At 75.2% G+C, this 12,692-nt stretch carries 2 protein-coding genes (both cut by a window edge); both read left to right on the top strand.

Going from position 1 to position 12,692, the window contains the following annotated elements; genetic code table 11:
• A protein-coding gene (locus ACQP17_RS01125; RefSeq protein ID WP_433854472.1) for an L-histidine N(alpha)-methyltransferase crosses the window boundary here: on the top strand, positions 1 to 9,378 show its end. 10,128 nt of this gene lie to the left of the window's left edge; only the last 9,378 of its 19,506 coding nucleotides appear in the window; the start codon falls outside the window, past its left edge; its stop codon occupies positions 9,376 to 9,378.
• Positions 9,378 to 12,692, top strand: the beginning of a protein-coding gene (locus ACQP17_RS01120) for an SDR family NAD(P)-dependent oxidoreductase (RefSeq protein WP_433854471.1). The gene runs 3,642 nt beyond the window's last position; 3,315 of the gene's 6,957 nt are visible here — the first part of the coding sequence; the start codon lies at positions 9,378 to 9,380; the stop codon falls past the right edge of the window. Before ACQP17_RS01125 ends, ACQP17_RS01120 begins: the two co-directional genes overlap by 1 nt.

The raw sequence follows: 12,692 nt of genomic DNA, 5'->3' as shown, positions 1-12,692 counted from the left end.
CTGCAGACCGGCCGTGAGGCCATGGCCCACCGGTTCGTCGTCGTCGCACGGTCGGCGGGCGAACTCACCGAGGCGCTCGACGCGTTCCTCGCCGGGCGGCCCGGCGGCCACACCGGCGTCGTGACCGCCGAGCCCGGGGCCGCGGTCGTGCCCTCCGCTGCGGATCCGCACGACACGGCCCGCCGCTGGGCCGCGGGCGAGGTCTTCGACTGGGAGGCCGGTCGGCCCGGCCCGGTACCGGTCCTGTCCCTGCCCGGATACCCCTTCGCGCGCACCCGCTGCTGGATCGACGCCGTCACCCCGGCCGCCCTCGCCGCCCCGACGGCCCCGACGGCATCGGGGACCGCGGACGCTCCCACCCGCGGCGCCCGGTTCCGGGACGTCGTACTGGCCCTGCTGGGCACGGTCACCGGATACGGCACCGCCGACCTCGACCCGGCGGACTCCTTCCACGAGCACGGCCTGGACTCCCTCGGCCTCATCCGGCTCGCCGACGAGGTCTCCAACGCCTTCGGCGTGCCCGTCGGCCCCGACCAGCTGCTCGCCACCCCGACCCCCGCCGCGCTCGCCGCGTGGCTGGAGGACGAGCACCCGGACGCCGCCGCGCCCCTGCCGGCCGGCCCCGCGTCGCGGGACCTGCCGGCCGAGGACGACCCCGTCGTGATCGTCGGCATGGCGGGCACCCTGCCCGGCGCACGGAACCTCGACGAGTTCTGGGCCGCCCTCCAGACGGGCGGCGACCTCTTCTCCGACGTGCCCGCCGACCGCTGGGACAGCAGCGCCCACTACGGGGACCCGGCCCTGCACCCCGACCGGACCCGGATCACCCGGGGCGGCTTCATGCCGGACATCGACCGCTTCGACCCGCTGTTCTTCGGCATCTCGCCCCGCGAGGCCCGCTGGATGGACCCCCGCCAGCGGCTGCTGCTGCGCACGGTGTGGGCGGCGCTGGAGGACGCGGGTATCGACCCGACCCGCCTCGCCGGCACCGACACCGGGCTGTTCGTCGGCGTCGGCTCGTCCGAGTACGCCGAGCTCGTGCAGCGCTCGGACACGGCCACCGACGCCTACTCCTCGACCGGCCTGACCCCCTCCATGCTGGCCAACCGCATCTCGTACCACCTCGACCTGCGCGGCCCCAGCGAACCCGTGGACACCGCCTGCTCCAGCTCGCTGGTGGCCCTGCACCGCGCGGCGGAGGCCCTGCGCCTCGGACACTGCGACACGGTCATCGCGGGCGGCGTCAGCCTCATGCTCTCCCCGCTCACCTTCGCCTCCCTCGAACGGGCGGGCATGCTCAGCCCCGACGGTGTGGGCCGGGCCTTCGACAAGGAAGCCGCGGGATACGTGCGCGGCGAGGGCGTCGGAGCCGTGGTGCTCAAGCGGCTCAGCCGGGCCCGCGCCGACGGCAACCCGGTGCTCGCCGTCCTGCGCGGCACCGCCGTCAACCACGGCGGCCGCTCCAACTCGCTGACCGCGCCCAACCCGCGCGGCCAGGCCGAGGTGATCGTGAAGGCGCACCGCCAGGCGGGCGTGGACCCGGCGACCATCGGGTACGTCGAGACCCACGGCACCGGCACGGTCATCGGCGACCCCGCCGAGACCAACGGCCTGCGCCAGGCCTTCGCCGAGCTCTACCGCGACTGGGGCCACTCCGCCCCGGCCGCTCCGCACTGTGCCCTGGGGGCCCTGAAGAACACCATCGGCCACCTGGAGCCGGCGGCGGGCATCGCCGCCGTGCTGCGCGTCCTGTTGTCCATGCGGCACGGACGGATCACCGGGGACCCGCACGGCCCGGAACTCAACCCCCACCTGGCGCTGGCGGGCACGGCCTGCGAGATCGCGGTCGAGGCACGTGACTGGAAGCCCGTGGCGCCCGGTGTCCCGCGCCGCGCCGGGGTCAGCTCCTTCGGCTACGGCGGGGTCAACGCCCACGTCGTGCTGGAGGAGTACCCGGCCGACGAACCGGCGCCCGCCGGCCGCCCGGTCGTGTTCGCCCTCTCCGCCCGCGACCCGGAGCGGCTGCGGGCCGCCGCCCACTCCCTCGTCGAGACCCGGGACGGCTGGCGGCACGACCTCGCCGGCACCGCCCACACCCTCCAGTCCGGCCGCACCGAACACGCCGAACGCCTGGCATTCGTCGCGGACTCGGGCGAGCACGCGGCGGATACCCTGCGCCGCTACCTCGCCGGGGACCTCGCCGGCATCCACCGGGGGCGCGTGGAACGGCACGCCGACCGTGCGCCGTTCGACGGGCGGGGCGACGAGGAGACCGCTGCCGCGTGGGTGCGCGGCGCGACGGTCGACTGGTCCACCCGGTGGGAGCGGGCGCCGAAGCTGCGTTCGCTGCCGTCGTACCCCTTCGCCGCCGACCGCTACTGGTTCACCGACGGAACTCCGGCGGCGCCGGCCACCGTCCCCGGGACGGCCACCGCCCCTGCGACGGCCGCCGGTCCCGCCGGCGAGGCACCCGTCAGCCTCTTCACGGCCGCATGGGAGGCCGTGCCCGTGCCGCCCGCCGCCCCGCACCCGGGCCGGGTGCTGGTCTTCGGCGACCTGCCGGTCCCCGGTGCCGTGACCGTACGGGCCGGATCCGCGTACGCCGACGAGGGCTCCACCGTCACGATCCGCCCGGGCGAGGCCGATGACTACGCCCGGCTGCTCGCCGCCGGAGCGGACCGGATCGTGCACCAGTGGCCGCTGCTCCACCCCGAACGCCCGGACCTGGGCATCGAGTCGGCCTTCCTGCTGGTACGCGCCATGACGGCCTCCCGGGCCGCCGCGCGGATCCAGGTCCTGGTGCCGGAGGGCGCCATGGCGGAGGCCTGGGGAGGGTTCGACACCTCGCTGCGCGCCGCCCTGCCCGGCACCGCCTTCGGTGTCGTACGCGTCGCCGGCCCGGTCGAACCCTCCGCCCTGCTCGCCGAGGTGGCCGCCGAGCGGCTCTCCTCGGCAGCCGTCCGCCTCTCCGCGGCCGGCCGCACCGTACGCGTGCTCACGGAGGCCGACCCGAGCCCCGTCACGGAGTCCCCGCTGCGTCCGGGCGCCGTGCACCTGGTGACCGGCGGCACGGGCGGCCTCGGACTGCTGCTCGCCCGTACCCTGCTGGCGCGCGGCGCCCGGGTCGCGCTCACCGGACGCTCCTGTGCCGCGGACCGGGCCGGGGAGCTCGCCGGCCTGCGCGCTCTCGGCGAGGTCGCCTACTTCCAGGCGGCCGTGGAGGACGAGGCCGCCATGACCCGCGTCGTGGCGGACGTCAAGCAGAAGTGGGGCGCGCTGCACGGGGTCTTCCACCTGGCGGCGACCGCCTCGCGCACTCCGCTGCCCGGAAAGGACCTCGCGGAGTTCCGCTCCCACCTGCGGGCCCGCTTCGAGGGCACCCGGGTGCTCGACGAGGTGACCCGTGACGAACCGCTGGACCTGTTCGTCCTGTACTCCTCGCTGGCCGGGCAGCTCGGCGACTACGGTCTGGTCGACTACGCCGTCGGCGCCCGCTACCTCGACGGTTTCGCCGAGGAGCGCGCGGCCCTGCGCACCGCGGGCCGCCGCAGCGGGCACACGGTCTCGGTCGACTGGCCCCTGTGGCGTGCCGGAGGCATGCACGTGGCGGCCGAGGACGAGCGCCGCTACCTCGCCGAGACGGGCTTTCGCTACCTGGAGGCCGAGGAGGGGGAACGGCTGCTCGACCTCGTCCTGCGGCTGGGGCGCGCCCAGGTCGCCGTACTGCCCGGAGCGCCCGAGCGGATGCGCGAGCGGGTCGCCGCGATGCGGATCCGGGAGCACGGGCACCGCGCCCGCCCTGCCGCCCCGGCGCCCGCTCCCGCCGCTCCCGTGCACGCGGGCGAGCTGACCGAGCGGCTGCGGGAGCTCGTCGCCGAACTGCTGGGCCTGGCGCCGAAGACGCTCGATCCGGAGGCCGGCTTCGGGGAGTACGGACTGGACTCCTTCGGGCTCCAGTCCCTCTCCGTGGCACTGGAGGAGCGCTACGGCGTCTCGGTGCCGACGACGACCCTGTTCGGTGAGAACACGGTCGACAGGCTCGCCCGGCACCTGCTCGCGGAACACCCCTCCCTGGCGCAACCGTCGCGGACGCCCGCCACCGCGGGCGCGGAACCGGCCGCCGGGCCCGCCACCACCACCGTCACGACTGTCACCACCGCCTCCACTCCCACCCTCTCCACCGCTCCTTCCACCGAGCCCGCCCGGGAGGACGCCGTCGCGATCGTCGGCATGTCCGGACGGTTCCCGGGTTCGCCGGACCTGGCGGAGTTCTGGCGGCACCTCAGAGACGGTGCGGACCTCATCACCGAGACACCCGCCGACCGCTGGGACTGGCAGGAGGTGTCCCGGCGCTTCGGCGGCACCGCCCGCTGGGGCGGATTCCTGAGCGACGTCGACCGGTTCGACGCACGGTTCTTCAAGATCTCGCCCGCCGAGGCGGAGGTCATGGACCCGCAGCACCGGCTGTTCCTCGAACACACCTGGGCCGCCCTGGAGGACGCGGGCTGCCGGGCCGACCGGCTCGCCGGCCGCCGCGTCTCCGTCTTCGCCGGCGTCCAGTTCAACGACTACGAGTCGATGGTCCTGCGCGGCGGGCAGGTCAACCCCTGCGCGGGCACCGGGCTCGCGCGGACCATGCTGGCCAACCGCATCTCGTACCTGCTGGACCTCAAGGGCCAGAGCGAGAGCATCGACACCGCCTGCTCCAGCTCCCTGGTGGCGCTGCACCGCGCCGTCCGGGCCCTGCGCGCGGGGGAGAGCGAACTCGCCGTCGCAGGCGGCGTGAGCCTGGTGCTCACGCCGCAGACCGTGGTGGCCGGCAACCAGCTCGGAGTGCTCTCCCCGGACGGCCGCTGCAAGGCCCTGGACGCCACGGCCGACGGGTACGTCAAGGGGGAGGGCGTGGGCGTCCTCGTCCTCAAGCCGCTCTCCCGCGCCCTCGCCGACGGCGACCGGGTGCACGCGGTGATCCGTGGCAGCGCGGTCGGCCACGGCGGGCACGCCTCGTCGCTGACCGCCCCCAACCCGCTGGCCCAGGCCGCCCTGTTGGTCGAGGCCTACCAGGACGCGGGGGTGCCGGTCGGGACGGTGTCCTACAGCGAACTCCACGGCACCGGCACCGCCCTCGGCGACCCGGTGGAGATCGACGGCCTCACCCGGGCCCACCGGACCCTGGCCGACGGCCCCGCCACGCCCTGCGGCATCGGCACCGTGAAGAGCAACATCGGACACCTGGAGCCCGCCGCGGGCGTCGCCGGAGTCATCAAGGTGGTGCTGGCGATGCGGCACCGCACGCTGCCGAAGACACTGCACCTCCAGACGCTCAACCCGCTGATCGACCTCACCGGTACGCCGTTCCGGCCCGTAGGGGAGACGACCCCGTGGGCGCCCACGGACGCCGACGGCGCGCCCCTGCCGCTGCGCGCGGGCGTCAGCTCCTTCGGCTTCGGCGGAGTCAACGCGCACGTGGTCCTGGAGGAGGCGCCCGCCGGCACGCCCCCGGCCCCGCTGCGGGACGACGCCGAGGAGGTGTTCCTGCTGTCGGGCAGGGACGAAGCCGCCCTGCGCCGGTACGCCGCCGCGATGGTGGAATTCCTCGACGCGGACACGGACACGGACACGGACACGGATACGGACGCGGACCACGGCAGCGCCGGCATCGGCGCCGGCGGTAAGGACGCGCCCGCGGCGTCGCTCGCCTCGCTCGCGTACACCTCCCAGGTCGGCCGCGTCCCCATGGCCGCCCGGCTCGCGGTGGTCGCCCGCTCCACCCGCGACCTGCGCGAGCAGCTGGCCGGCCACCTCGCGACCGAGCACGCCCCCGGCGGTACGGACGCCGACCATGCCTGGCTGTCCGAACCCGAGGGCGCCGAGTACCTCGCCCGGCTGGTCCGGGAGGGACGGCTCGACCGGCTCGCACGGCTCTGGCAGGACGGCGCCGACATCGACTGGGCCGCGCTGCGCACCGACCGGCCGCAGCCGGCGTCCATGCCGACCTACCCGTTCGCCCACGAACGGCACTGGCTCACGGCGCCGGCCGCCACCGCGGGCACGTCCGTCCCGCAGGACTCCGCACTGCTCCTGGTCAAGCGATGGGAGGCCGCCCCGCTGCCCCCCGCCGAACTGCCCGCGGGGATCCTGGTGCTGGCCCGCGCCGAGAACGAGCCGCTCGCCACGAAGGCCTTCGGACCCGCCGCCACGGTGGTCCGCATGGACGACGGTGACGAGGACGCCGCCCGGCGGATCGCGGAAGCGGCCGGCCGCGCGACGGCCGTGATCGACCTGGCCGACCTGTCGGACACGCCGCTCACCGTGCCGGAGCCCGACTGGGCGCGGATCGCGCTCCTGCGCGAGCTGGTCACCGAAAACCGCACCCGCGGCTTCACCTACCTCCATCTGACCCGGGGACTCGCCACCTTCCGGACCGAGCGGCCCACGCTGCGCGGCGCGGCCTACGCGGGCCTCGTCCGGATGCTCACCGCCGAGTACCGCGGCCTGTCCGCCCGCACCCTCGACCTCGACACCCTGGAGCCGGACGCGCTGCGTGCGGCGGCCGCCGCCGAACTCGCGGCGACCGACCCGGTAACCGAGGCCTGCGTACGCGCGGGCGTACGGCACCGGCCGGTACTGCGCCCCGCCGACGCCGCGCCCGCCTGCGCCGACTGGTCCGCGGACCTGGCCGGCAAGACCGTCGTGATCACCGGAGGGACGGGCGCGCTGGGCCGGCTGCTCGCGGCCCGGCTCGTCGAACGCGGCGCCGACCGGCTCGTGCTCCTCGGCCGTAGCGCGCTGCCCGCCCGGACCGAGTGGCCCGCGCTCCTCGCGGACCCCGGCACCGACCCGGCCCTCGTGGCCAGGCTGCGCGACCTCGCGGCCCTGGAACGCCCCGGGGTCCGGGTCGCGTTCGAGACCGGCCCGCTGGACGGGATCGCCGAGGTGCTCGACCGTGCCCGGCGCGAGATGGGCCCGATCGTCGGCATCGTGCACTGCGCCGGACTCGGCGTCATGCGCGATCCGGCCTTCATCGGCAAGCGCACCGAGGACGTGCAGCGGGTCCTGGAACCGAAGACCACGGGGCTCCAGGCCGTCCTGGACGGCTGCGCCGGCGACCCGTTGCGCTTCGTCGTGCTGTACTCGTCCGTCGCGGGCGGCGTGCCCGCGCTGGCCGTGGGCCTCAGCGACTACGCGCTGGCCAACTCCGTGCTGGACCGCGTCGCCGAGTACCGCACCGCCACCGGCGGTGACGCCGCCCCCGTCGTCCGGTCGCTGCAGTGGCCGAGCTGGCGCGCGGCCGGCATGCCCGAGGTCGACACCCCGGCCTACCGGGACCTCGGCCTGCGCACCCTGGCCCCGGAAGCGGGACTGGACCTGCTGGACCGTGCGATGAGCGGCCCCGACCCGGTCGTGCTGCCCTGCGTCGTGGATGCCGGACGCTTCGATGCCGCACGGCTGTTGGAGGTGCCCGCGCCGGGCCGGGCGGGCCGACCGGACGCGGCGGCGCCCGCGCCGGCTCCGTCGGCCGCCCCGCGTGGGGTACCGGCCGCGGACGGACTCGTCCGCCGGGTGACCGGGGTGCTCGCCTCGACGCTCCGGCTGGAACCCGCTGCGATCGGAGGGGACGAGGACTTCGCCGACCTGGGGGTGGACTCGATCATGATCGCCCAGATCCTCGCCGCGCTGGAGCGGGAGCTCGGCGTCGTCGCGGAGCCTTCGACCATCCTGGAGAACCCGACCGTGGCCCAACTCGCGGAGGCCCTGCGCGACCTGGTGCCGGACCCCGCGACCCCTGCGCAGGACGCCGCCCCGGACCTCGCACCCGCCGTCCCGCCCCTCCCTGCCGAGGCCACCGCACCGGACCCGGCCCCGGTCTCACCCGACGCCGTCGTATCCGGCGCTCCCGTCGCGGGAGCGGCCGCGCGGCGTGCGGACATCGCCGTCATCGGTATCGCCGCCCACTTCCCCGGCGCCCCCGACCAGGAGACGTTCTGGCGGAACCTGATGTCCGCGACGGACTCCGTCACGGAGGTGCCGCCCTCCCGCTGGGACAAGCACCGCTTCTGGCGGCCCGACCCGCAGCCCGGCACCACCGTCAGCAAGTGGGGCGGCTTCCTCGACGCCATCGAGGACTTCGACCCGGAGTACTTCCGGATCGACCCGGCCGGGGCCGCACACGTCGACCCCCTGGTCCGGCAGGTCCTGGAGACCGGCGTGGAGTGCCTGGCCGACGCCGGGCTCACCCCCAAGGAGGTCGCGGGCCGGCGCGTGGGCGTCTTCGCGGGCGCCCGTGCGGCGAACTACGGTGCGCACGTCGCAGCGGCCGGTCCGCACTCGATCAGCGGAATGGCGCAGAACTTCATCGCCGCGCAGCTGTCCCACCACCTCGACCTGCGAGGACCGTCCGTCGTCGTCGACACGGCCTGCTCCAGCGCGCTCGTCGCCGTGCACATGGCTGCCGCCGGCCTGCGGACCGGGGAGTGCGACCTGGCCTTCGCGACCGGGGTCGACATCCTGCTCGACGAGGTGCCCTTCGTCGGGATGAGCGGGGCGGGCGCCCTGTCGCCCACGGGGCGCTGCCACACCTTCGACGAGCGGGCCGACGGCATCGTCCTCGGCGAGGGCGCCGGCACACTGCTGCTCAAACGGCTGTCCGACGCCGTGCGCGAGGGCGACCGGATCTACGCGGTGATCGAGGGCAGCGCCGTCAACAACGACGGCCGCACCATGGGGATCACGACGCCGAACCCGCGCGCACAGCGCGAGGTGATCGAGGCGGCCCTGGCCGACGCCGGTGTCTCCCCGGACCGGTTGGGCTACGTGGAGGCCCACGGCACCGGCACCATGATCGGTGACCCGATGGAACTGAAGGCGCTCACCGAGGCCTTCCGCGCCCGTACCGACGAGGTCGGCTTCTGCGGCGTCGGCAGCGTCAAGACCAACATCGGACACACCCTCAGTGCGGCCGGCATGGCCGGACTGATCAAGGTCCTGCTGTCGGTCCACCACGCGCAGCTGCCGCCGACGCTGCACTGCGCGACCCTCAACCGCCGTTTCCGCTTCGAGGAGTCGCCGCTGTTCCCCGTACGGGAGCCGCGCGGTTTCACGGGCCGCGACGGTACGCGCCGGGCCGCCGTCAGCTCCTTCGGGTTCGGCGGCACCAACGCCCACATGGTGGTGCGCCAGGCACCCGAAGCCCACGTCCCCGCGCGCGGACCGCTGGACCCGCCCCGCTACCGGCGGCGGCGCTTCTGGTTCGACGCGCCCGCGGACGCCCCCGCACAGCCGGTACCACCGCCCGCGGGCACGCCCGCACCGGCCCCCGCACCGGCCCCCGCGCCGTTCTTCGAGCTCGATTTCTCCGCCGTGCCGGAAGGAAAGTAATGACCCTGTTGGACGGCCTGACCTGCTCCGTGGTGGTGCGCGGTACCGATCCGGTGCTGCGTGACCACCGCGTGCACGGCACGCGCATCCTGCCCGGAGTGTCGTTCCTCGACATGATCTACCGGATCCTGCGGGCCCGTGGCGTCGACACCTCCCGCGTGGAGCTGCGCCGCGTGCTGTTCCGCAACCCCGTGGCCGCCGGCCCGGACTTCGACACCGAACTGCGGGTGGCGTTCACCGCGGACGCGGACGGCTACCGGGTCTCCGTCACCGGAACCCGCCGCCCCACGGGCCAGACCGAACCGGTCCTCGACTGCCGGCTCCACCTGGACGTGCCCTTCCCGGCCGAGGCCGTCGACCTGACCGCCCTGCGCGCGGGCATGCCCCGCGAGGCCGACATGGCCGACTTGTACGCGCTCGTCCGCCGGACCGGCATCGAGCACGGGGAGTTCATGCGTGCCCGGGGCACCCTGCACGTCGGCGAGCACGAGCTGCTCGCGGACCTGTCGCTGGGCCCGGAGGCCGCCGCGTACGCGGAGTACTTCCACCTGCACCCGGCCGCGCTGGACTCCTCGACCCTGCTGCCGACCCAGTTCGCCACGGCCGGGGCCGGCGAGGCGGCCCGGCCCTACATCCCGATGCTCCTCGACTCCTTCCGGGCCCGGGGGCCGGTCGGGGACCGCACCCTGGTGCACGCCACCCCGCCCCGCGCCACCGGCCCGGACGGCGACCTGACCACCTGTGACCTGCGTTTCTTCGACGCCGACGGCGGCGTCCTGCTGTGGCTGCGAGGCCTCACCTCGAAGCGCGTCCGGGAGGAGGACGCCATCACCCGGCTGGACGGCTCCGCGCGCGCGGCGGAGGCCTCGGGTACCGCGCCGGCCGGCGCGGTACCCGACGGGGAGACCACGGCGAGCCTGGTGCGCGGCCTGCTCGCCGAACGGCTCGGCCGCGACGGGTTCGACGAGGAGGCGGGCTTCTACGAGCTGGGCCTGGACTCGACGGCGCTGCTGGGCATCGCCGCCGACCTGGAGCGCGCGTACGGCACCGACTTCTCGCCCACCCTGCTGTTCGAGCACAGCTCCTTCGAGACCCTCGTCGCGTACCTGGGCGCGTACGAACTGCCCGAGGGCGGGGCCCGCGAGGCCGCCGGGGCGCCGCAGGAGCAGGACGTACGCGAGGAAGTGCCCGCCGAGGTGGTCTGGTTCGAGCCGCGCTGGCGTGACGCACCGCTGCCGCCGGCACCGGCTCCGGCCTCCGTTCTGACCGTCGACGCGCGGACCGGGCGCGACGGGGCGGCCCTGCTCACCGCGCACGACGCCGGCGACGTGCTCTGGACGCCCGCCGATCCGCAGGACATCGAGGGCGAGGCCGTCGCCCTGACCGGCTTCGCGGCCGCCCTGCTGCGCAACCGGCGCGGCCCCGTACGGATCGTCTGCCACCTGCCCCTGGGCGCGGCGGCCGCGGCGGTCTCGGGTCTGCTGAGCACGCTCCACCGTGAGCAGCCCGGCGTACGCGCCGCGGTGGTCTGCTCGCCGGAGCGCACCGATGCCCTGGCCGAACTCGCCGCGGGCGTACCGGATGGGGAGGTGCGCTACGAGGCGGGCAGGCGCCTGGTGCGCGAGATCCTGCCCGCCCCGGCCCCGGACCGGCCGGCCCGGCTGCGCGAACGGGGCGTGTACCTGATCACGGGCGGGCTCGGCGGAGTGGGCCTGTCCCTCGCCCGGCACCTGGCGCGCACCGTGCGGGCCCGGCTCGTGCTCTGCGGACGGACGGCGGGCGACAGCGCGCGGACCGCCGAGCTGAGCGCCGAACTCACCGCCCTCGGAGCCGAGGTGCAGGTGGTCGGCGCGGACGTCTCCCGCGCCGAGGACGTGCGCAGCGTGGTCGACCTGGCGCTCTCCCGGTTCGGCGCGCTGGACGGGGTGGTGCACGCGGCAGGTGTGCTGCGCGACGGGCTGATCGCGGGCAAGAGCGCCGCGGACGTCCGTGCCGTGCTGGCGCCCAAGGTCACCGGCAGCCGCCTGCTGTACGAGGCCACCCGGGACCTGGGGCTGGACTTCCTCGTGCTCTGCTCGTCCACGGCCGCCGCCTGGGGGAACCAGGGCCAGGCCGACTACGCCTGCGCCAACGCCTTCCTCGACCGGTTCGCCGAGGGCAAGCCGGGGGTCGTGTCGATCGGGTGGCCCGGCTGGTCGGACGGAGGCATGCCGCTCGACGACCGCGCGCTGCGCCGGATGGGCCTGCGGGCCATGGACACCCCGACCGCGGTGGACATCATGCTGCGGGCCGCCGGCAGCGGCCGGCCGCACCTGGTGGCGCTCGTGGGCTCGGCGGCCGAGATCACCGAACGGTTCACCCCTGCCACCGCGGCCCCCACGGCCGGGGCTCCCACCGTTCCGGAGGCGGCCGACTCCGCCGTCACCGCCCCCGCGACCCCCCTGCCGGCGGCCTGCGACGGCACCGGTGAAGAGGACGACGCGATCGCCGTCGTGGGCATCAGCGGCCGCTACCCGGGTGCCGGCACGGTCGACGAGTTCTGGGAGAACCTCAAGGCCGGCCGGGACGGCATCACCGAGGTGCCCGCCGACCGCTGGGACCACCGCGCGATCCACAGCGACGCCAAGGGCGTCCCAGGACGCTCGTACGGCCGCTGGGGCGGATTCGTCGACGGCATCGACGAGTTCGACGCCGCGTTCTTCCACATCTCGCCCAACGAGGCCGCCGTCCTCGACCCGCAGGAGCGGCTGTTCCTCCAGGAGTCCTGGCACGCCTTCGAGGAGGCGGGACACGCCCCCTCCGCCTGGCGGGGCCGCTCCGTCGGCGTGTTCGCCGGCGTGATGTACAACCAGTACCAACTGCACGGCGTCCGGGCGGAACCGGGGCTGGTGCCCTCGTCGTTCAGCGCCTCGATCGCCAACCGCGTCTCCTACTTCCTCGACCTCAAGGGGCCGAGCATCGCGCTCGACACCATGTGCTCCTCCTCGCTGACGGCGCTGCACCTGGCCGTCGAGGCGATCCGGCGGGGCGAGTGCGAGGCCGCCCTCGCGGGAGGCGTCAATCTGCACGTCCACCCCAACAAGTACCTGCTGCTCAGCCAGTCGTCCTTCCTCTCCACCGACGGCCGCTGCCGGGCGTTCGGCGAGGGTGGCGACGGCTATGTGCCCGGCGAGGGCGTCGGCGTGGTGCTGCTGCGGCCGCTGCGCGACGCGCTGCGCGACGGAGACCACATACACGCCGTCATCCGCGGTACGGCCCTCAACCACGGTGGACACACCGGTGGGTTCTCCGTGCCCGACCCGGCCTCGCAGGCC

Origin of the sequence: Streptomyces kronopolitis, from assembly GCF_050953795.1 — a bacterium.
Taxonomy (GTDB): Bacteria; Actinomycetota; Actinomycetes; order Streptomycetales; family Streptomycetaceae; genus Streptomyces; species Streptomyces kronopolitis_A.
This window is presented reverse-complemented; position numbering and strand designations above follow the sequence as displayed.